The 21,667-nt window shown below is 72.8% G+C and carries 18 protein-coding genes; 9 read left to right on the forward strand and 9 right to left on the reverse strand.

The window, feature by feature from the left end:
- Positions 1 to 94: 94 nt before the first annotated feature.
- The 3 genes from Pdca_RS07435 to Pdca_RS07445 all read right to left on the reverse strand — a co-directional run bounded on the left by Pdca_RS07435 (position 95) and on the right by Pdca_RS07445 (position 3,389).
- Positions 95 to 1,162 (reverse strand): IS110 family RNA-guided transposase, encoded by a 1,068-nt coding sequence (locus tag Pdca_RS07435; protein WP_125911294.1) that lies wholly within the window; start codon positions 1,160 to 1,162, stop codon positions 95 to 97.
- A 259-nt stretch (positions 1,163 to 1,421) separates the two neighbouring features.
- Entirely contained in the window at positions 1,422 to 2,174 is a 753-nt protein-coding gene (locus Pdca_RS07440; RefSeq protein ID WP_125911295.1) for a GIDE domain-containing protein, read from the reverse strand.
- A gap of 48 nt (positions 2,175 to 2,222) precedes the next feature.
- Positions 2,223 to 3,389 (reverse strand): thiolase family protein, encoded by a 1,167-nt coding sequence (locus Pdca_RS07445; protein ID WP_085916861.1) that lies wholly within the window; start codon positions 3,387 to 3,389, stop codon positions 2,223 to 2,225.
- A gap of 301 nt (positions 3,390 to 3,690) precedes the next feature.
- Between Pdca_RS07445 and Pdca_RS07450 the strand changes: the two genes are divergently transcribed.
- Positions 3,691 to 4,992 (forward strand): TMEM165/GDT1 family protein, encoded by a 1,302-nt coding sequence (locus tag Pdca_RS07450; RefSeq protein ID WP_085916863.1) that lies wholly within the window; start codon positions 3,691 to 3,693, stop codon positions 4,990 to 4,992.
- Positions 4,993 to 5,068: 76 nt separating this feature from the next.
- A complete protein-coding gene (locus Pdca_RS07455; protein WP_085916860.1) occupies positions 5,069 to 5,890 on the forward strand; it encodes an NAD(P)H-binding protein in 822 nt (273 codons plus the stop codon).
- 64 nt (positions 5,891 to 5,954) lie between these two features.
- Here Pdca_RS07455 and Pdca_RS07460 read toward each other — a convergent pair whose 3' ends face one another.
- The 5 genes from Pdca_RS07460 to Pdca_RS07475 form a co-directional block, all read right to left on the reverse strand.
- A complete protein-coding gene (locus tag Pdca_RS07460; RefSeq protein WP_085916859.1) occupies positions 5,955 to 7,199 on the reverse strand; it encodes an acyl-CoA dehydrogenase family protein in 1,245 nt (414 codons plus the stop codon).
- Positions 7,200 to 7,835: 636 nt separating this feature from the next.
- Positions 7,836 to 8,630, reverse strand: coding sequence for a transposase family protein (locus Pdca_RS07465; protein WP_125911222.1), 795 nt, complete (start codon positions 8,628 to 8,630; stop codon positions 7,836 to 7,838).
- A 412-nt stretch (positions 8,631 to 9,042) separates the two neighbouring features.
- Positions 9,043 to 9,129 carry a putative leader peptide gene (locus Pdca_RS37940; RefSeq protein WP_408635069.1) on the reverse strand — a complete coding sequence of 29 codons (87 nt, stop codon included), beginning with the start codon at positions 9,127 to 9,129 and terminating at the stop codon, positions 9,043 to 9,045.
- A gap of 118 nt (positions 9,130 to 9,247) precedes the next feature.
- On the reverse strand, positions 9,248 to 10,417 hold the full coding sequence (gene sfnG, locus Pdca_RS07470) for a dimethylsulfone monooxygenase SfnG (protein ID WP_085916082.1): 1,170 nt from the start codon (positions 10,415 to 10,417) through the stop codon (positions 9,248 to 9,250).
- Positions 10,418 to 10,769: 352 nt separating this feature from the next.
- The gene (locus Pdca_RS07475; protein WP_085916081.1) at positions 10,770 to 11,393 is read right to left on the reverse strand and encodes a TetR/AcrR family transcriptional regulator; all 624 of its coding nucleotides are present in this window, start codon (positions 11,391 to 11,393) and stop codon (positions 10,770 to 10,772) included.
- Between the two features lie 124 nt (positions 11,394 to 11,517).
- Here Pdca_RS07475 and Pdca_RS07480 point away from each other — a divergent pair, with 124 nt between their 5' ends.
- From Pdca_RS07480 to Pdca_RS35380, 7 genes are all read left to right on the forward strand, one after another.
- Entirely contained in the window at positions 11,518 to 12,669 is a 1,152-nt protein-coding gene (locus Pdca_RS07480) for an acyl-CoA dehydrogenase family protein (protein ID WP_085916080.1), read from the forward strand.
- 36 nt (positions 12,670 to 12,705) lie between these two features.
- Positions 12,706 to 14,304, forward strand: coding sequence for an acyl-CoA carboxylase subunit beta (locus Pdca_RS07485; RefSeq protein WP_085916079.1), 1,599 nt, complete (start codon positions 12,706 to 12,708; stop codon positions 14,302 to 14,304).
- A gap of 8 nt (positions 14,305 to 14,312) precedes the next feature.
- Positions 14,313 to 16,295, forward strand: a complete 1,983-nt coding sequence (locus tag Pdca_RS07490) for an acetyl/propionyl/methylcrotonyl-CoA carboxylase subunit alpha (RefSeq protein WP_085916091.1) — start codon at positions 14,313 to 14,315, stop codon at positions 16,293 to 16,295.
- A gap of 64 nt (positions 16,296 to 16,359) precedes the next feature.
- On the forward strand, positions 16,360 to 17,850 hold the full coding sequence (locus tag Pdca_RS07495; protein WP_085916078.1) for a class I adenylate-forming enzyme family protein: 1,491 nt from the start codon (positions 16,360 to 16,362) through the stop codon (positions 17,848 to 17,850).
- A 98-nt stretch (positions 17,851 to 17,948) separates the two neighbouring features.
- On the forward strand, positions 17,949 to 18,743 hold the full coding sequence (locus tag Pdca_RS07500; protein WP_085916077.1) for a TIGR03084 family metal-binding protein: 795 nt from the start codon (positions 17,949 to 17,951) through the stop codon (positions 18,741 to 18,743).
- Positions 18,740 to 20,476, forward strand: a complete 1,737-nt coding sequence (locus Pdca_RS07505; protein ID WP_085916076.1) for an acyclic terpene utilization AtuA family protein — start codon at positions 18,740 to 18,742, stop codon at positions 20,474 to 20,476. Before Pdca_RS07500 ends, Pdca_RS07505 begins: the two co-directional genes overlap by 4 nt.
- Positions 20,477 to 20,485: 9 nt before the next feature.
- Entirely contained in the window at positions 20,486 to 20,629 is a 144-nt protein-coding gene (locus Pdca_RS35380; RefSeq protein WP_158092326.1) for a hypothetical protein, read from the forward strand.
- A 15-nt stretch (positions 20,630 to 20,644) separates the two neighbouring features.
- Here the strand turns inward: Pdca_RS35380 and Pdca_RS07510 are convergent, their stop codons facing one another.
- On the reverse strand, positions 20,645 to 21,643 hold the full coding sequence (locus tag Pdca_RS07510; RefSeq protein WP_085916075.1) for a Bug family tripartite tricarboxylate transporter substrate binding protein: 999 nt from the start codon (positions 21,641 to 21,643) through the stop codon (positions 20,645 to 20,647).
- Positions 21,644 to 21,667 lie beyond the last annotated feature (24 nt).

Here is a 21,667-nt window from a genome sequence, read left to right on the forward strand (position 1 = left end):
ACCCTGTGATCGCGCTGGGAATCCCTGCGGCGTTCGGTGTGGATGTCCGGCTGACTCCCGCCGGACGGGGCCGGCGGCCCGGGCCGGGACGCTCCTATGGTTCGTCAAGGCCGCGAAGGGGGTCGGTTTCGAGCTGGCGGAACAGCTGTCGTGCGGTGTAGCGCTTGAGGCAGCGGCGGATCTCCCGGTCGGTCTTGCCTTCGGTGTGGCGCCGTTGGGTGTAGTCGCGGGTGGCCTGGTCGTAGCGTTGTCGTGAGAGCACGATGCTGTGCAGGGCTCGGTTGAGCTGGCGGTCGCCGGAACGGTTGAGCCGGTAGCGGACGGTGCGCCCGGAGCTGGCCGGGATCGGGGCGGCTCCGGCGAGCATGGCGAAGGCGGCCTCGTCGCGGCAGCGGCCGGGGTGGGACCAGGCGGTGAGCACGGTCGCAGCGTTGATCGGCCCGACCCCGGTCAACTCGAGTAGATCCGGCCGCCATGACGCCACCACGCGTCGGATCGTCTTCTCGTACTCGGCGGCCTCGGCCTCCAGGGCGCGGATCCGCCGGGCGAGGTCGCGCAGCACCCTGAGCGTGGTGAGCACCTCGACGTCGCCGGTGCTGTTGGCTGGGCGCAGGCCAGCCGCGATGCTGATCTGCGCGCGAGTGCTGCGGTGTCCGCGGAAGCGAGCACGGACCGCTTCCGGGGCGGTGATGACCTGCGCGCGGAGCTGACGCTGGGCGGTGCTGGCCGCCTCGACCGCTGAACGACGCGCGGTCAGCAGCGACTGCAGCGCAGCCCGCTCGGCCCCGGTCTTGGGCCGGGCCAGCTGGGCCCGCGACAGGGCATCGCGGGCGGCGCGTTCGGCGTCGAGAGGGTCCGAGCGGCGGCCCCCGCGCCGTGCCGGGCGCTGCGGTCGGTCGAGTTCGACGACTACCTCCCCGGCCTCGGTGAGGTGGCGGGTCAGGCCCGCGCCGTAGCCGCCGGCGCCCTCCACGGCGAACGCGCGCAGCCCACCGTGTCGCTCGGCGGTGGCCAGCAGCTCGTCGTAGCCGTGCGGGTCCGCGGCCACGGTCAGGGTCTGCACCCGCGCACCGGTCGCGGCGACCACGACCGCGGCGGTGTGAGTGTCGGTGTGGGTGTCGACCCCGATGACGAGTTCGACGGTCTCTGCCAGCATGGGCATGCGTTCTCCTTGCAGGACGCGGCTGTTGATCGCCGGCCTGGTTCGGAGATCCGGGCAGGACTGTGATGGGACACCCCGTAGCGGCTACTGCGGGGGTCAGGCTCCTGATCAGGCCACCACTCCGGCCGGGCCGGCACCAGCAGCAGCGAGCGGACATGTCCCGCCACAGGCACCAAAGGGCCAGTCAGGCGATGAGTCACACCCGCCGCTGCTGATCACCAGCCCATCACTTCCGGGACTGGCAGGTCCACCCTCACAGTCAGCCGAGCAGCCCGGCGACGGCCAGAACGAGCCCCAGCAGCACCAGCGCCGCCCCGCCCCGGGCCCAGACACGCTGGGTTCCCCGGTCGGCGCGGGTCAGCTCGTCCTCGGTGCGGGTGGAGAGCACGAACGGCGAGGCGGGATCCTGCGGCGGCCGGATGACCAGCGGCCCGTCCCGGTCGTCGACCTCACCGAGCACGTACATCGTCACCCCGGGCCGCAGCACCCACTCCTGGCGCCGGTAGCCCAGCGTCCGCGAACCGGCGCGCATCGCGGCCTCGGGACCGGTCGACGGCTCGAACGTGTCGAGCACCTGGTCCACCGGGTCCGGTCGCCGACCACCCGGGTCGACGCCGATGGTGTGGCCGTCGCGCAGCAGCGGCCAGCCGTGCGGTGAGGTCAGCTCGGCGACGGTCTCGGTCCGGGTGCTGCTGGTGGTGCGGTCACCGTCGCGCCGTCGCTGCTCGTAGCGGCGCTCGACCCGGTGCGCGTGCCAGACGCACTCGGTGCCGGTCAGCTCGGAGCGAAGGAGCCCGACCGGGGCGGGGGCGGTCTCGCCGACGACCTCGCACACCATTCGGAACCCGCCCGGGCGCCCGTTCAGCCCGGCGGCGATCTGCGCCCGGTCCAGCAGCTCGGGCACGGTCAGTGTCTCCGCGGCCATCATCGCGTGCACCCGGCGCTGTGTCCGCACGGCGGCGTAGAAGCATCCGGCTCCGGCGAGCAGCAGCACGATCCCGATCACGAGCACGGTCGGAATCTAGCGCCCGGACGGCCACGCCGGGGCCGGATCCGCGTTTCACAGCAGCTCGACGATCGTGGCGTTCGCCGTTCCGCCGCCCTCGCACATGGTCTGCAGGCCGTACCGGATCCCGCGGTCGCGCATGTGGTGCACGAGCCGGGTCAGCAGGACCGTGCCGGAGGCACCCAGCGGGTGCCCCACGGCGATCGCCCCGCCCAGCGGGTTGAGCCGCTCGGGTGCGGCGCCGAACTCGGCCTGCCAGGCCAGCGGCACGGGCGCGAACGCCTCGTTCACCTCGAACGCGCCGATGTCGCCGACGGTGAGCCCGGCCCGGCCCAGCACCTTGCGGGTGGCCGGGATCGGCCCGGTGAGCATCCGCAGCGGATCGGCGCCGGACACCGCGCCGGAGTGGTACCGCACGATCGGGGTGAGCCCCAGCTCCCGGGCCCGCTCCGGGGTGGTGACCAGCACGGCGGACGCGCCGTCGGAGATCTGCGAGCTGTTCCCGGCGTGGATCACGCCGTCCGCCGCGAACGACGGCGTCAATCCCGCGAGCGTGTCCACGGTGGTGCTGCGGCGCAGGCCCTCGTCGGCGTCGAACCCGGGCGCGCCGGGGACCGTGACCAGCTGCCCGCCGAACGCTCCGGAGTCGGTCGCGGCGGCGGCGAGCTCGTGCGAGCGGGCCGCGTACTCGTCGAGCTCGGTGCGCGACAGCTTCCAGTCGCGGGCGATCCGCTCGGCGCCGACCCCCTGGTTGAAGTCGGCGTTCGGGAACTCGCCGGACGTCAGGTCGGCCCGGTAGCGCTCCCGCACCAGCGGGCCGTACGGACGCCCCAGGTCGCGTCCGGCGCCGAGCGGCACCCGGGTCATCGACTCGACACCCCCGGCGACGACGACGTCGTACTGCCCGGCGAGCACCATCCCGGCGGCGAAGTCGAACGCCGACTGGCTCGACCCGCACGCCCGGTTGATCGTGACGCCGGGCACCGTCTCCGGCCAGCCGGCGGCGAGCAGCGCGTACCGGCCGATCTGTGCGGCCTGGTCGCCGACCTGGTTCACACAGCCCCACACCACGTCGTCGACGATGCCGGGATCGATCCCGGTCCGCTCGGCGAGCGCGCCGAGCACCGCCGCCGACAGGTCGACCGGATGCACCTCGGCCAGCGAGCCCTTCCGTTTCCCGATCGGTGTGCGCACGGCCTCGCAGACGACGGCATCGGGCATGGGGGTCCTCCTCGGTCACCGGTGACGCGGGTCGTTCGCGACGCTAAGCCATCCGGCCCGGTTCGCGTGAGAGTGCGGTCACAGCGCCGTGGGTCGAGGGAACCGGATCGGTGCGGTAACGTCCGCCGGGTACGCGAAGGGGAGTAGCTCCCAACGCTGCGCTCGACATACTGGGCACGCCCTCGACGGCGGCCCCGGGCGCGGCGGCCTGACCACCACCAGGCGAGCGAGACCTTCGATCCGGTAGTGCCGGATCGAGGATCCCCATTCCCTCGATCCGGCGCGAGATCGAGGGATGGACATGAACGGTTTCCTGGTCGCGTTCGCGGTCAGTTTCGGCGTCATCTTCGTCGCCGAGCTCGGCGACAAGTCGCAGCTCATGGCGCTGACATTCGCGACGCGCTTCAACGCGATCCCGGTGCTCATCGGGATCACCATCGCCACCTCGGTGACGCATCTGGTCTCGGTGGCGGTGGGCGTGGGCCTGGGCGCCTCGCTCCCGACCGGCTGGATCTCGCTGGTCGCGGCGGTCGCCTTCATCGCCTTCGGCGCGTGGACCCTGCGCGGTGACTCGCTCACCGACGACGAGGAACGCAAGGCCAAGCGGGCCGGCGGGTCGGCGGTGGTCGCGGCGTCGGTCGCGTTCTTCCTGGCCGAGCTGGGTGACAAGACCATGCTGGCCACCATCACGCTGGCCACCCAGTACAACTGGTTCGGTGTCTGGCTCGGCTCCACGCTGGGCATGGTCGCCGCGGATGCGATGGCCATCGTGGTCGGCCGCAAGCTCGGCCAGCGATTGCCGGAGCGGGTCATCTCGATCGGCGCCGCGGTGATGTTCTTCGTCTTCGGCGCCTGGTTGTTCGTCGAGGCGGTCCCCGAGGTCTGGGGGCCCGACGCCTGGTCGACGGTCGGCGCGCTGATCGACAACCGGGTCGCGGCCTGGTCCGCGGTGCTGCTCGGCGTTCTCGCGGTCGGCGTGACCGGATGGCTCAGGGCCCGTGCGCACCGGGCCCGTGGCGAGCGGCGGCTCGAGATCGTCCGCACCCCGGGCAGCCCGGCCTGGTGGGCACGGCTGCTGCTGATCGTCGCCGGGCTGCTCGGCTTCGGCGCCCCGTTGCTGGTCGCGCTCGGTGTGCTGGAGCCGATCGCGGTGCTGGCCAGGCCCGGCGTCGCGGTGGCCGGGGCCGGTCTGGTGCTGTTCGGGTTCGCCGTCGTCGCGATCGCGACGCTGCAGCTCGGGACGGTCTGGCGGCGGTCGGCACCGGAGGCGGGTTCGGCCGCGGCCGGTGACGCGCAGGCCGCCCGGCGGCCGGTGCTGGTGACCGGCGGCCTGTACAGCCGGGTGCGCAATCCCGTGCTGACCGGCCTGATCGTGGGCTGCGCCGGGATGCTGCTGGTGTCGCCGACGCTGCTCGGCGTGCTGGCCGGGGTGCTGATCCTGGTCGCGGTGCAGATCCAGGCCCGCGCGGTGTACGAGCCAGGGCTGGGCAGCGCGCTGGGCGCGGAGTACGACGCCTACCGCAGCCGCACCGGCCGGTTCCTCCCGCGACTGCGCGGAGTGCCGGGCGCGACCCGCGGATCCGAGAGCAGCCGAACGCACTGAGGGCCCTCCGCGGTTCACCCGGTACGCCGTACGAGAATTTCGGTACGGTGTACCGGGTGAACCGAAGGGGGCTGCCATGACCATCCTGGTGACCGGTGCGACCGGCAACATCGGGCGTCTCGTCGTCGATCATCTGCTGGCCCGCGGCGCCGGGCCGGTGCGGGCGCTGACCGTGGATCCGGTGCGGGCCGCGCTGCCCGAGGGGGTGGAGGTCGTCCGCGGGTCGGTGCGGCGGCCCTCGACGCTCGACGGGGTGTTCGACGGCGTCCGCGCGATGTATCTGGCCCCGGTGGAGGCGACGGCCGCCGAGGTCGTGGACCGGGCTGCCGCGGCGGGCGTCGAACACGTGGTGGACCTGTCCGGGGAGCCGGAGAGCTGGTGGGGATCGGTCACCGCGGCCGTCGAGGCGGGGGCCCCGGCCTGGACGCACCTGTGGCCCGCCGACTTCGTGGAGAACGTCGGGATCTGGTACCCGCAGATCCAGCGGACCGGCGTCGTGCGGGAGCCGTGGCCGGAGCTCGCGAGCACCCCGACCGCGATGACCGACATCGCGGAGGTGGCGGCCGTCGCCCTCACCGAGGACGGTTACGCCGGCCGCGCGCTCTCCCTCACCGGTCCGGAACCGATCAGCCGGTCGGCGGCGGTCGACGTGCTCGCCGCCGCCACCGGGGTGCCGATCGGGTTCGAGCAGGTGACGGAGGATGAGGCGGTGACAGCGCTGGAGTCCTCGGCCGGCCGGGAGACCGCGGAGTTCCTCGTGCACACCATCCTCGGGCTCCTGCGGGAGGTGCAGCCGGCTCCCAGCGGCGTCGTCGAGGAGGTCACCGGCCGCCCCGGCACGACCGTCGCGGCCTGGGCCGAGGCGCACGCCGACGAGATCCGGGCCGCCATCACCTGAGCACGTATCCGGGCAGGTGCTGTGCAGCGGCGGCACGCGGGGGCCGCCGCTGCACAGCCGGTGCTCACGAGTACCAGGTCGGCTCCGGCAGCTCGTCGCGCAGCAGGTGCGCACCGACCTCGCGGCGCTTGTACGCCACCGGGTCGTGCAGGGTGTGGGTGCGCACGTTGCGCCAGAACCGGTCGAAGCCCAGCTGTGCGGCCGTGGCACGGGCGCCGAGGCCCTCGAAGATCCCCGAGGTGATCTCCAGGGCGACCTCGGTGGCCCGGGCCTTCACCGCCGCGACCCGTACCTCGTGCGCGCCACGCTGCTGTGCGGTGACGTTCCAGGCGTCCCGGTGGATCTCCAGCGCCTCCTGTGCGACGGCGTCGGCGAGTGCCTCCACCGCCCAGAGCTTCGACTGGTAGTCGCCGTAGAGGTCGAGCTGGTAGGGCTCGTCGACGGCACGCTGCTGCCCGCCGTGCAGCCAGGGCCGGGTGGTGCCGCGGGTGTACTCGGCGCCGGTCTCCAGCGCGCCGCGGGCGATGCCCAGGTAGAAGCTGACGAACACCAGCTGGATGGTCGGCACGTTGAGCGTGTTGTAGATCCGCGGCTGGAAGGCCCGGTCGACGAAGCCCGCGGCCGAGGTCCAGGGCACCCGCACGTCGTCGATCGTCACGCTGCCGCTCTCGGTGAGCCGCTGGCCGATGTTGTCCCAGTCGTCGTGGAAGGTGATGCCCTCCTGCTCGCTGGGGACGATCGCGAAGACGTGTGTCCCGGGATCGCCGCTGCCGTCGAGGACCCCTTCCAGCACGGTCACGTCGGAGACCTTGCTGCCGGTGGAGAAGCTCTTGTGTCCGGAGTAGACGATGTCGTCGCCGTCCTCCCGGATCGTCAGGTCCGCGTCGCGGGGGTTGACCGCTCCGCCGAAGAACCAGCGGTTGCGGGTTGCGTCGGCCTCGACCGCCTCGATCTGATCGGGCGTCCCGACCAGGCGGGCGGCCCAGAACCACAGGAGGTGGTAGCCGAGCAGCTGGCCGATCGAGCCGTCGCCCGCGGCGACCTCGCGGATCACCCGGTAGGCGGTCGGCCACTCCTGACCACCGCCGCCGTGCTCGACCGGGCCGAGCAGGGTGACCAGGCCGGACTCCTTGAGCAGGGCGACCTCGTCGTAGGGGGTGGCGCCGGCCCGGTCGCGGGCGGCGGCGTCGCGCTCCAGGATGCGGCGGACCTCGCGGGCCCGCTGCAGCCAGCCGGTCTCGTCGGTCGGGGGAGGTGCGGCCGACCAGTCGATCACATCGGATCCGGGGCGGTTTTCGGTCGTGGTCATGTGCTTCTCCCTGTTGTTCGGAAATCGTGGGGGCGCATTCGTGCGCGCAGAATCACCGGTTCGTCGGAGACGTTCCGGCGTGCGTACGGAATGGATACGGAATGGATATGGAACGGGGACGGGATTCGGGGTGGCGACGGTCCGGGAGGGTCGGGTGCGGCACCGGCTGTGCCGCGGACCGGGTGGGCCGGGTACGGGTTCTCGCCGGATCCGGTCCCGCTGTGGGGTCGGCTGCCGAGTAGCGCCCGTTGCCGGAACAGCGCTCTCTGCCGGGGCCGCGTCTGCTGCCGGGGCCGCGTCTGCTGCCGGGGTCGTGCCTGCTGCCGGGGTCGGCACCCGCGGTTGGGGCACGCCTGCCGGCCGGGCGGTGCCCACTGTCCGAGCCGCCTGTCGCCGAGACCGCGCCCGCTGGCTGGGGCCTGGCCCGTTACCTGCGCCGGCCCACGCCGGAATCGGTGCCGAGGCCGGCACGGGGATCGGCGCCGGGTTCGGCGGGGATCACCGTGCCGGTGCAGGTCAGGGCGCCAGTCCAGGTCCCGGTACGGGCAGCACCGGGTCCGCGCCGAGCCAGTGCTGGACCGATGCCGGGGCAGTGTCGGGCCGGTGTCGAGCCAGTGAACGCTTTCCAACTTGATCTCAGCGAGCCTGGATCAGGACCATCACGGCCTGGACCAGTGCGGTTGCTCGCTTCGGGCAGCTGCGGATCTTGCGGAGCACCTGCCACGACTTGAGCTGGGCGTTGGCTCGTTCTCCGGGACCGCGCTGGCGTGCGTGCGCGACGTTGACCTGCTTCTGCGCCTGCGACAGCGGTCGGTAGCGGCCGGTGTCTGGGTCGAGGCGGCGACGACGCTGTGGGACCCGGATCGCCGGACCGCCGCCTTGGTAGGCGGTGTCGGCGACGACCTGGATCGCGTGCTCGGACAGGGCGTCGATCAGACCGTGTTCGCGGGCTGCGCCCATGTCGTGGCGGGCACCGGGCAGCGCGGGTGATGCCCACACCAGTCGACCGGCCGGGTCGGCGAGGACCTGCACGTTCACGCCGTGGCGCTTGTGTTTCCCGGAGTAGAACGCCCGGTCGTAGCCCGATCCCATGCCGACCCGGTCGATCGCCAGCAGCGTGCCGTCGAGGATCACGAACGCCTTACGTCGGGCCACGCCGAGCGCCTCGTCCAGCGATGGTGCCGCCGCGGCGAGGACGTCGACGCCTTCGCGGACGTAGCGGAACACCGTCGTGGTGCCGATCCCGAAGCCGCAGGCCAGAGCGGTGTAGGTCTCGCCCTTGTTCAGGTACGCGAGCACCAGCAGGGCCTGTTGCCCGGGCGGGAGTCGGCGCCACCTACTGCCGAGGTTCTTGCGGTGTCGGCGTAGTGCGTCGGAGAGGGTGTGCAGGGCGCGGTTGGACACGGGCATCGACGAGGGGTAGACAAGCACCCTGAAGCTCCTGGTTGGGACGGGTTGATCTAGGCAATCACCCATCTACCAGGAGCTTCACCTACTTCAGTGACACCACGCCGCAGGCCGACCGACCTCATGATCACCAGGTTGGAAAACGTTCAGTGCTGGACCGATGCCGAGCCAGTGCTGGACCGGTGCCGAGGCGGTGCCGGACCAGCGCCGGGGCAGCGCCGGATCGGGGCTCGGTGGGCACCCGGGTCAGCGCTGGATCGGCACCGGATCAGGTCCCGGCCGGCACCGACGGCAGCACCGGGTCAGCACCGGTCCAGCACCGGGGCGACACCGGGGGCGGCACAGGATCAGCACCGGGGCAGCACCGGATCCGGCGCAGGATCGGCTCCGGTTTCAGCGCGGGGTCAGTGCTGCGGCCGGCGGATCGGCGTGGATGTCACCGACAGATCGAGGAGGCCACGCGGGACAGATCGACGTGACGCCGACGGGTGAGTTCGATGAACAGCACGCCATGAATTCTCACGATAACGCCCTGAAATGTCAACGAGGCGGCCTTCGGAATGGGATGCCGAACACCTGTCCGGTCACCCCGGCGGAACCTGCCGAAAACGCGGAAGGGCCGCCCGCGTGCCGGGACCGGATCAGACCGACGTCGGCTGCGGCTCGCGGGAGGCGAGCTCGGCCTCCTTCTCCCGGATGATCGGCAGCACCTTCGCCCCGAAGTACTCGACCTCCTCCTGGAAGTGCAGGAAGCCGAGCAGCAGCAGGTTCGCGCCGCGCCGCTTGTACTCGATCGCACGATCGGCGATCTGCTCCGGGGTGCCGATGAGCTGGGAGCGGAAGCCGTCGTTGTACTGGACCAGGTCCTCGAACGACGAGTCCGCCCACATCCCGCGCTTGTCGCCGGTGGCGTTCCCGGCCTGCTGCACGGCGTCCCGGAAGCCTTCCACGGCCGGCCGGTTGGCCTTGGCGATGATCTCGCGCAGCGTCTCGCGGGCCTCGGACTCGTCGTCGCGGGCGATCAGGAACGCGTTCAGGCCGAACCGGACCGGTGCCGGGCGTTCGGCGGTCTTGGCGTGCCCGAGTACCTCCTCGACCTGTTCGGTGAAGCCGTCGTAGTCCTTGCCGTTGGAGAAGTACCAGTCGGAGACGGTGCCGCCGTTGCGGCGGGCGGCCGTCGAGTTGCCGCCCTGGAAGATCTCCGGGTGCGGCCGCCCGGGTACCTCGACCGGCTTGGGCTTCAGGTCGTAACCGTGCACCCGGTAGAAGTCGCCCGCGAACTCGGCGCCGCTCTCGCCTGCGGTCCAGATCTCGCGCAGCACCCGGATGAACTCGTTCGCCCGGCGGTAGCGCTCATCGTGCTCCAGCCACGGCTGGCCGAGTGCGGTGAACTCGGCCTTGAGCCAGCCGGAGACGACGTTGACCGCGATCCGGCCACCCGTCAGGTGGTCCGCGGTCGCCACCCACTTCGCGAGGACGGCGGGCTCCCACAGTCCGGGATGCACGGCGGCGATCACCTTCAGCCGCTCGGTCGCCAGGCCCAGCGCGAGCGAGAACGCGGTGGCCTCGTGCTGGTGGTCGGCGCCGTAACTGGCCATGTAGCGGATCTGGGAGAGCGCGTAGTCGAAACCGTTGTTCTCGGCGGTCCGCGCGAGCCGCACGTTGTAGTCGTAGCCCCAGTCCGTGCGCTGCTCGATGGTGCTCGTGACGAGGCCGCCGGAGACGTTCGGGACCCAGTAGGCGAACTTCAGCGGCTCGGAGATCTGGGCGTTCAGCGTGGTGTCGAGGGAGTCGATGGTGTTCTCGGACATGTAAGGAGATCTCCTGGTGGTCGTCCGCCGTGCGGCGGTCCGGGCGTGCGTGGGCGCCCGGTGCGGGAGGAAGGAAGCAACAGGCCTGGTGACCGATGGGTCAGCGACAGGCCTGGCTCGTGACGACCTGGTGATCGACGTGACGGCGACGCGTCAGCAGGAAGGCGATCACGCGTCTACACAACCGAGGTGCGGCGCCGCTGTCAACCGTGCGCTGTGCAACTCCAGCATCGCCGCCCCGGCGCGGGCCCCGGATCATCGGCCGCCGGAGCCGGTGCGCAGCCCGCGGCCCCGCCCCGCACACCCGCTCGCGTCGACGAGGCTGTCTCGCGTGGGCCCCTCGGCGAACGAGTTATCTCGAATTCACTCGAGCCACCGGGACACCGAGGCAGCCGTGCGCCAGCTCGACGAGCCGCACGGCCATCCGGTCCGGCTCCAGGCCGCTGCGGAAGAACAGCGTCGACTGGATCGCCCCGGTGGCCGCGTGCACGGCTAGCCGGAGCTCGGCGTCGGCCAGGTCGGGGCGCAGCGGGCCGAGCACGTGCACCCAGTCCTCGACGTAGTGGCGCTGGCGCCGCCGCAGCGAGCGCCGCTCGTCCTCGGGCAGGGTGTGCGACTCCCGGTGATAGACCGCGAGCTCGGAGCGATGCGTGAGCGCCACCGCCACATGGTCACTGACCAGTAGGGACAGCGCCTCCGCGTCGGAGTCGCCGCGGGCCAGCGCATCGGCGGCGCCGGCCTCGAGGCGGGCCATGCCACGGTCCAGCAGGGCGACCAGGATCGCCTCCTTGGAGGCGAAGTGCCGGTAGATCCCGGAGCCGACGATGCCCGCCTCGGCGCCGATCTCGGTCATCCCGACGGTGTGGAACCCGCGCCCCGCGGCCAGCCTGGCCGCCGCGGCGAGGATGCGCTCGGCGCGGTCCGGATCCCGGCGACGGCGAACGGCCCCGCCGGAGTGCTGGGTTTCCGTGACCATCTTCTCAGCATGTCAGCCGACCGGTAGTGTCCGCCATGAGTGAACTCGAAATCACTACGTCACGAGATCACTATGTCCCGAGATCACGATGTCGTGAGATCACGATGTGAGGTGGGGAGTCGGCGTGGACTTCACCGAGACCGACGAGGAGCGCGATCTGCGGGCCGCCGTGTCGGCGATCGCGGGCTCGTTCGGCAGCGAGTACTACCTGCGGTGCGCCCGCGAGGGCAAGCACACCCACGAGCTGTGGTCGGCGATGGGAAAGGCCGGCTTCCTGGGGGTGAACGTCGCCGAGGCCTACGGCGGCGGGGGCGGCGGGCTGGTCGAGCTGTCCGTCGTCTGCGAGGAGGCCGCGGCGCAGGGTGCCCCACTGCTGCTCGTCCTGGTGTCGGCGGCGATCTCGGCCGAGGTGATCGGCGAGTTCGGCTCCGACGAGCTGCGCAGCCGCTGGCTGCCCGGCCTGGCCGACGGCTCCACCAAGGTCGTCTTCGCGATCACCGAGCCGGAGGCGGGCTCCAACACCCACCGGATGGCGACGCGCGCCGAGCGCGACGGCGACGACTGGGTGCTCAACGGCACCAAGCACTACATCTCCGGCACCGACGACGCCGAGGCCGTGCTGGTCGTCGCCCGCACCGGCCGGGACGCCGCGGACCGCGCGCAGCTCAGCCTGTTCGTCGTCCCGGTCGACACCCCCGGCCTGGCCCGTACCCCGCTCCCGGTCGACCTGATCGCACCGGACAAGCAGCACGTCCTGCACTTCGACGACGTCCGGGTGCCCGCCGGGAATCTGGTAGGCACCGAGGGCGACGGGTTCCGGCAGGTGTTCCGCGGGCTCAACCCGGAGCGGATCACCGGTGCCGCGCTCGGCGTCGGCATCGCCCGGTTCGCGCTGGCGAAGGCCGCCGAGTACGCCCGCACCCGGCAGGTGTGGGGCACCCCGATCGGGGCGCACCAGGGCGTCGCGCATCCGCTGGCGAAGGCCCGGATCGAGACCGAGCTGGCGGCTCTGATGACCCGCAAGGCGGCCTGGCTGCACGACCGCGGCCGGCCGGCGGGCGAGGAGTCGAACATGGCCAAGTACGCGGCCGCCGAGGCCGCGATGCACGCGATCGAGGCCGCGATGCAGACGCACGGCGGCAACGGCCTGGCCAGCGAGTACGGCCTCATCCCGTACTGGGGGATGGCGCGGCTGATGCAGGTGGCGCCGGTGAACCGGGAGATGATCCTCAACCACGTCGCCCAGCACGGCCTGGGCCTGCCCCGCTCGTACTGACCGACGATCCCGGCCGCATCCGGGGAGGGAGCCGGCATGGCCGTCCTGAGATCTGCACTGGACACGACGAGCGAGGAGTACCGGCGCAACCGGGCCGGCCAGCTCGACGCGATCGACGCACTCGACGCGGAACTGGCGAAGGTCGTCGCCGGCGGCGGCGAGCGGTACGTCGCGCGGCACCGCGAGCGCGGGAAGCTGCCGGTCCGGGAACGCCTGGAGCTGCTGCTCGACCCGGACTCGCCGTTCCTGGAGCTGTCCGCGCTGGCGGCATGGGGCACCGGGTTCACCGTCGGGGCGTCGCTGCTCACCGGGATCGGCGTGGTGTCCGGCGTCGAGTGCATGGTGATCGCGCACGACCCGACCGTGCGCGGCGGTGCGATGAACCCGTACTCGCTGCGCAAGTCGCTGCGGGCGCTGGAGATCGCCCGGCTCAACCGGCTCCCGGTGATCAACCTGGTCGAGTCCGGCGGCGCCGACCTGCCCACCCAGGCGGAGCTGTTCGTGCCCGCCGGGCGGATCTTCCACGAGCTGACCGAGCTGTCCTCGCTGGGCATCCCGACCGTCGCGCTGGTGTTCGGCAACTCCACAGCGGGCGGTGCGTACGTGCCCGGCATGTGCGATCACGCGGTGCTCGTCGACCAGGGCGCGAAGGTGTTCCTCGGCGGGCCACCGCTGGTCAAGATGGCCACCGGGGAGGACGCCGACGACGAGTCGCTGGGCGGTGCCGAGATGCACTCCCGGGTCTCGGGGCTGTCCGACCACTTCGCCGTCGACGAGCCGGATGCGATCCGGATCGGCCGCGAGATCGTCGCCCGGTTCAACTGGCGCAAGCACGGGCCCGCCCCGTCGTACCCGCCCATCGACCCGTTGTACGACCCGGAGGAGATCCTCGGCCTGCTCCCACCGGAGTCGAAGGTGCCCTTCGACCCGCGGGAGGTGCTGGCCCGGGTCGTCGACGGTTCCGAGTTCGACGAGTACAAGCAGCTCTACGGCACCTCGCTGGTCACCGGCTGGGCGAGCGTGCACGGCTACCCGGTCGGGGTCCTCGCGAACCACCGCGGCGTGCTGTTCAGCGAGGAGGCGAAGAAGGCCACCGAGTTCATCCTGCTCGCGAACCAGACCGACACCCCGCTGGTCTTCCTGCAGAACACCACCGGCTACATGGTCGGCGCCGACTACGAGCAGGGCGGGATCATCAAGGACGGCGCCAAGATGATCAACGCGGTGACCAACTCGCGGGTGCCGCACCTGACGATCAACATGGCGTCGTCGTTCGGGGCCGGGAACTACGGCATGTCCGGGCGCGCGTACGACCCGCGGCTGATGTTCGCCTGGCCCTCGGCGAAGCTCGCCGTGATGGGCGCCGCGCAGCTGGCCGGGGTGCTGTCGATCGTCGGGCGGGCGTCCGCGCAGTCCCAGGGCAAGCCGTTCGACGAGGCGGCCGACGCGGCCCGCACCGCCGCGATCGAGTCGCAGATCGAGGCCGAGTCGCACGCGTTCTACGTGACCGCCCGGCTCTACGACGACGGCATCGTCGATCCCCGGGACACCCGCACCGTGCTGGGGATGTCGCTGTCCGCGGTGCACAACCAGACGATCGAGGGGCGCCGCGGCTTCGGCGTCTTCCGGATGTGAGCGCCGAGATGATCGAGAAACTGCTCGTCGCCAACCGCGGCGAGATCGCCGCCCGGGTGCAGCGCACCGCGCACCGGCTCGGCATCGGGACGGTCGCGGTGTTCTCCGACGCCGACTCCGGCGCCGGGTTCGTGCACGACGCCGACGAGGCGGTCCGCCTGCCCGGCACCGCGCCGGCCGACACCTACCTGCGCGGCGACCTGGTGATCGCCGCGGCGCTGGCGACCGGCGCCGACGCCGTCCATCCCGGGTACGGGTTCCTGTCCGAGAACGCGGGCTTCGCGCGGGACTGCGCCGCGGCCGGACTGACCTTCGTCGGGCCGTCGCCGGAGGCGATCGCCGCAATGGGGTCGAAGGTCGAGGCGAAGGCGTTGATGGAGGCCGCCGGGGTGCCGGTGCTGCCCGGCGTCACGGTGACCGCGGAGACCGACCTGGCGGCCGCCGGCGAGCGGATCGGGTTCCCGTTGCTGGTCAAGGCCGCCTACGGCGGCGGCGGGCGCGGCATGCGGGTGGTGGACGATCCGGCCGCGCTGGCGGACGCCGTGGAGTCGGCCCGGCGCGAGGCGGCGGGCGCGTTCGGCGACGGGCTGGTGTTCCTGGAGCGCTACCTGGTCGATCCGCGGCACGTCGAGGTGCAGATCCTCGGCGACGCGCACGGCGCGGTGGTGCACCTGTTCGAGCGCGAGTGCTCGATCCAGCGGCGACACCAGAAGATCGTCGAGGAGTGCCCGTCGCCCGCGGTGTCCGAGGCGCTGCGCGCCGAGCTGGGCGCGGCGGCCGTCGCGGCCGGGAAGGCGATCGGCTACACCGGCGCCGGGACCGTCGAGTTCGTGCTCGTGAACGGGCGCAGCGCAGGCAGCGCGGGCGAGTTCTTCTTCCTGGAGGTCAACACCCGGTTGCAGGTCGAGCACCCGGTGACCGAGCTGGTCACCGGGCTGGACCTGGTCGAGCAGCAGCTGCGGATCGCCGAGGGCGCGCCGCTCGGCCCCGAGGTGCGCGACGCGACGATCACCGGGCACGCGATCGAGGCCCGGCTCTACGCCGAGGACGTCACCGCAGACGGCTATCTCCCGGCGACCGGGACACTGCACCGGTTCGACGTGCCGGGCGAGGTCCGGGTCGACTCCGGTGTCGGCACCGGCTCGGTCGTCTCCCCGCACTACGACCCGATGCTGGCCAAGGTGATCGCGCACGCGCCCACCCGCACCGGTGCCGCCCGCGCGCTGGGCCGGGCGCTGTCCGGGGCGGCGCTGCACGGTGTCACCACCAACCGGGACCTGCTCGTCGGGATCCTGCGCTCGCCGGAGTTCCTGGCCGGCGACACCGACACCGGGTTCCTGGTGCGGCACGATCCGGTCGCGCTCGGCGCGGGCACACTGTCCGGCGACGGGCACCGGCACGCCGCCGCCGCGGCGCTGGCCGCGCAGGCGTCGCACCGGAGTAGCGCACGGGTGCTGGCCGGGATGCCGTCCGGCTGGCGCAACGTCGGCGGCGCGTTCCAGCGGGTCACCTACCGGCTGGGGGAGCGCGAGCTGCCGGTCTCCTACCGGTTCCGGCGCGACGGCCTGGACCTGCGGATCGGTGACGAGCCGCTGGCCGCGACACCGGTGTCGGTGACGCCGGACGCGGTGGTCCTGGAGATCGACGGCATCCGGCGGATACACCGGGTGCACCGCGCCGACGGTGTGTCCTACGTGGACGGGCCGGACGGCTCGGTGGCGCTGCACGAGGTGCCCCGGTTCGCCGACCCGAACGCGATCACCCGGGCGGGATCGCTGCTCGCGCCGATGCCGGGATCGGTGGCCCGGGTGCACGCCGCGGTGGGCGACGAGGTCACCGCCGGGCAGCCACTCGTCGTGCTGGAGGCGATGAAGATGGAGCACACGATCGCCGCGCCCGCGGACGGCGTCCTCGGCGAGCTGCGGGTCACGCCCGGCGACCAGGTCGACTCCGGGCAGGTACTGGCCGTGGTCGAGGAGCCCGGGTCATGATCCGCGTCCTGGGAGTGCACGTGCCCGTACCGAGCCGCCACACTCCCGAGACGGGGATCATGGGATGAACATCGCGACCCTGTTGCGCCGCGCCGCGGCCGACCACCCGTCGTCGACGGCGGTGGCCCTGGACGACGCCGAGACCAGCTACGCCGAGCTCGCCGAGCGGGCCGCCCGGTTCGCCGGCCACCTGCACGGTCGCGGCACCGCCGTCGGCGACCGGATCGGCTTCTTCCTGCCCAACCATCCCGACTACCTGGCCGGGCTGATCGGTACCTGGCAGGCGGGCGCGGTCGCCGTCCCGCTGAACGCGCTGTTCCCGGACGCCGCGCTGCGGCACGCGATCACCGACTCCGGGGCGGAGTTGCTGGTGCTGCCCGAGTCCGAGGTCGAGCGGGTCCGCGGGCTCGCACCGGGCGTCGAGCTGCTCACCCTGGGCCCGGCGTTCGACGCCGCGATCACCGGCGCGCAGCCGGCGCCCGGCGTGACACCCCGGCTGGACGGCGACGACGCGTTGGTCATGTACACCTCCGGTTCCACCGGCGTACCCAAGGGCGTCCGGCAGACGCACCGCAACACCTGGGCACAGGTCGAGGGCGTGATCGACCTCTACCGGCTGACCGCCGACGACCACGTGCTCAACTGCATGCCGCTGTTCCACGTCGGCGGCCTGCAGCTGGCGAGCCTGCCGGTGCTGGCCCGCGGCGGCCGGATCACCTTCATGCCGCGCTGGGACGCACTGGTCTGGCTGGATCTCGCACAGCGGCTGCGGCCCACCTACGGCGGGCTGATCTCGACGATGATGATCGACGTCGGGAACCGGACGGTGGACGCGCCGGTCGTGCTGGACTCGTTCCGGATCTGCATGTTCGGCGGCTCGCGCACCCCGACGGCGGCGATCGACCGGCTCCGCGACGGCACCGGAATCGAGGGCACCGAGATCTACGGCCAGACCGAGCAGAGTGGCTTGGTCGTGTCCTACGCGCCCGGCGAGGAGCGCCGGCCAGGATCGATGGGACGCCCGCTGGAGCAGGTCGTGCAGACCCGGCTGGTGTCCCCGGCGACCGGATCGGATGTCACCGGTCCCGGCGAGGTCGGCGAGCTGTGGGTGCGCGGCGACGCCGTCACCCCCGGCTACCGGAACCTGCCGGAGCTGACCGCACAGCGCTGGAGCGGCGGCTGGTTCCGCACCGGCGACCTGGTGTCCCGCGACGACGACGGCTACCTCTACTACACCGACCGGATCGACGACATGATCGTCTCCGGCGGGGAGAACGTGTTCCCGCAGATGGTCGAGGAGCACCTGGCAGCGCATCCCGATCTCGCCGAGGTCGCGGTGATCGGCACCGCGCACGAGCGCTGGGTGGAGCAGGTCACCGCGGTCGTCGTCCCGAACCGGGCCGGGATCACCGCCGACGAGATCGCCGCCTGGTGTGCCACCCATCCGGACCTGCGCGGGATCGCCCGGCCCCGGCGGATCGAGGTCGTCGAGGAGCTGCCGCGCACCGGCAGCGGGAAGCTGGACCGGCCGACCCTGCGGGAGCGGTTCCGGTGAGCGCGCCGGCTCGCACCGCGCCGTCCACCCCGGTCGGCGCGCAGGAGGGGCCCGCGGTGCCTCGTGAGCGCCGCACCGCGGCCCGGGAAGGAGCCTGAATGCCGGTCTCGATGGCGGCACTCGCCGACGATCTCGCCGCCGAGTCGGTGGTGCTGCGGGAGCTGCTCGCGCCGCTGAGGGAGCCGGACTGGCGCCGGGACACCCCGGCCGCCGGCTGGACGATCGCCGACCAGGTCTCGCACCTCGCGCACTTCGACGACGTCGCGATCCGCTCGGCCCTCGACCCGGACGGGTTCGTCGCCGAGCGGGAGCGGATCGTCGCCGACGGCGGGATCGACCCGGACACGATCGCCGCGTCGTACCGGGAGCTGTCCGGTGCGACGCTGCTGAGCTGGTTCGACGACGCCCGCGGACGGCTGGTCGAGGTCTTCGGCGGGCTCGAACCGGGCCTGCGGGTGCCGTGGTTCGGGCCGCCGATGAGCGCGGCGTCGTCGCTGACCGCGCGGATCATGGAGACCTGGGCGCACGGTCAGGACGTCGCCGACACGCTCGGGATCGTCCGCGAGCCCACCGACCGGCTGCGGCACGTGGCGCACATCGGGGTCGGCGCGCGGGCGTTCAGCTTCGCCGCGCACGACCGTCCGGTCCCGGACGAGCCGATCCGGGTGCAGCTCACCGGCCCCGGCGGCGACATCTGGAGCTGGGGTCCCGAGGACGCCGCCGACCGGGTCACCGGCCCGGCGCTCGACTTCTGCCTGGCCGTCACACAGCGCCGGCACCGCGACGACGTCGATCTCACGGTCACCGGTCCGGCCGCGACCGCCTGGCTGGAGATCGCGCAGGCCTTCGCCGGGGCAGCCGGCACCGGACGGGAACGGGGTGCGCTCGGGTGAGCAGAGCAGAGGCGCGCAGAGCGGTGCGGATCGGGAACGTCTCCGGCTTCTACGGCGACCGGATCGACGCCGCCCGGGAGATGGTCGAGGCGGGGGAGGTCGACGTCGTCTGCGGCGACTACCTCGCCGAGCTGACCATGCTGATCCTGGCCAAGGCGCAGGCCCGCGACGGCGGCGTCGGCTACGCGCGGACGTTCCTCACCCAGGTCGAGCAGATCCTCGGCGGCTGCGTCGACCGGGGCATCCGGATCGTCGCCAACGCCGGCGGGCTGGATCCGGCCGGGCTGGCCGACGCGGTCCGAGAGGTCGCCGCGGCGCAGCGGATCACGGTGCGGGTCGCGCACGTCGAGGGCGACGACCTGCGCGGGGACCTGTCCGCGATCGTCCCGCCGGTGGACGGGACTCCGGTCTCGGCGAACGCCTACCTCGGTGCCAGGGGGATCGCCGAGGCACTCACCGCCGGCGCCGACGTCGTCGTCACCGGCCGGGTCACCGACGCCTCGCTGGTCGTCGGACCAGCCGCCTGGTGGCACGGCTGGGCGCACGACGACTGGGACGCGCTGGCCGGCGCCGTCGTCGCCGGGCACGTGATCGAGTGCGGCCCGCAGGCGACCGGCGGCAACTACCCGTTCCTGCACGAGATCACCGACCGCCGCAGTCCAGGCTTCCCGATCGCCGAGGTCGCCGCCGACGGCAGCTCGGTGATCACCAAGCCGGACGGCACCGGCGGCCTGGTGTCCGTCGGCACCGTCACCGCGCAGCTGCTCTACGAGATCGGCCCGCCCGGCTACCTCGGACCGGACGTCACCGCGCACTTCGACACGATCCGGCTGGAGCAGGCCGGTGCGCACCGGGTCGCGATCAGCGGGGTGCGCGGCAGCCCGCCGCCGGACACCCTGAAGGTCGCACTCAACGCCGTCGGCGGGTACCGCAACACGATGACGATGGTGCTGACCGGTCTCGACGTCGAGGCCAAGGCGGCCTGGGCGGAGGAGCTGCTGTTCGGGATCCTCGACCGGGAGGCCTTCGACGACGTCGACGTCCGGCTGCTGCGCTTCGACCGACCCGACGCCGGGTCCGACCCGGAGGCGACCGCGCACCTGCGGATCACCGTGAAGGGCGCCGACCGGCGGCTGGTCGGACGGGCCTTCTCGAATGCGATCGTGCAGCTCGCGCTCGGCGGGTACGCCGGGTTCCACACCAGCACCCCGCCGACCGACGCGACCGCGTTCGGGATCTACCGGCCGGCAGCGGTGCCCCGCGCCGCGGTGACGCACACCGTGGTGCTGCCCGACGGGACCCGCCGGACGGTCGCCGACCCGCCCACGTCCGGCCCGGTGCAACCGCAGGTCACGGCGTCGCCCCGGGGAGGTGCGCAGAGCAAGGGGGAGACCAGGAGGGTCCCGCTCGGCACGGTCGCCGGCGCCCGGTCCGGGGACAAGGGCGGCGACGCCAACATCGGGATCTGGGCCCGTGACGACGCCGGGCACGCCTGGCTCAGGTCGTTCCTCACCCCGCGGCGGATCCGCGAGCTGCTCGGCACGGAGGCCGCGGAGCTCGACGTCGAGGTGTTCGACCTGCCGAACCTGCGCGCGGTGAACGTCGTCGTGCACGGGCTGCTCGGCGACGGGGTCGCCTCCTCGACCCGGCCGGACCCGCAGGCCAAGGGACTGGGCGAGTACCTGCGCAGCCGGGTGGTCGACGTCCCGGTGGAGCTGCTCGCGGGGGACTAGTGCCCCGTCGTGGAACGGTCAGGGCCGAACTCGGCGGCCGGTTACGACATCGGCCGGTTCGTCGATCCGGACGGCACCGACCGCTTCCGTGAGGCGCTGCTCTCGATCGTCCGGAGCGGGGCGCAGGTTCCGGTGCCGCAGCCCGGCACCTGAGGCGCCGCCCGGGGCTCACGGCGCGGTGAGCCCCATCCGGTCCAGCATCCCGGCCACCCGCTCGTCCTCGGCGCGCAGGAAGTCCCCGAACGGCTCGCCGGGCAGCCAGACGTCCTGCCAGCCGTTGGCCCGCAGCACCTCCTGCCACTGCGGGGTCTCCCGTAACCGGGCGAACAGCTCCACCAGTGCGGCTCGCGCGTCCGGGTCGAGCCCGGGCGGCGCGACGACGCCGCGCCAGTTGCTGAACTCGACGTCCACACCGGACTCGCGCAGGGTCGGCACGGCCAGCCCGGGGACCCGCTCGTCGGCGGTCACGGCGAGCGCCCGCAGGGAGCCGGTGCCGATCTGGTCGGCGAACTCGCCGATCCCGGAGACCCCGAACGCGACCTCCCCGGCGAGTACGCCGGCCAGCAGCGCCCCGCCGCCGTCGTGGCTGACGTAGTCGACCTGCTCCGGCGGGATGCCGGCGCCCTCGGCCAGCAGCATCGTCGCCAGGTGGTCGGGGCCGCCGCCGGTCGAGCCGCCGCCGACCCGCAGCGCCGCCGGATCGGCGCGCCAGGTGTCGATCAGGTCGTGCACGTCGCGCAACGGCGAGCCGGCCGCGACGACGACGATCTCGGACTCCTCGACGAGCCGGGCGATCGGCGTGGTGTCCGCCAGGGTCACCTGCGAGTCCTGGGAGGCGACCGCACCGACCACGCCGAGCCCCATGCTCAGCAGCAACCGGTCGTTGCCGGTCTCGTTCACCAGCCGCCCCAGCCCGGCGACGCCACCGGCACCGGGCAGGTTGAACACCTCCACCGGATCGGACAGCCCGGTGTCGGCCAGTGCCTTGGCGGTGCTGCGGGCGGTCACGTCGAACCCACCGCCCGGGACGTTCGGGACGAGCATCCGCAGCCCGTGCGGTGCCCCGGGGCCGGGGGTGAACAGATCCCGCACGGCCGGGACGGCCGGTGCGACGGCGAGGCAGGCGAGCGCCACGACGAGTGCCGCGAGCCACCGTCTCCGGCCCATCGCACCCCCCGGTCCCGTCCGGCC

It is taken from the genome of Pseudonocardia autotrophica (assembly GCF_003945385.1).
In the GTDB taxonomy this organism is placed as follows: Bacteria; Actinomycetota; Actinomycetes; order Mycobacteriales; family Pseudonocardiaceae; genus Pseudonocardia; species Pseudonocardia autotrophica.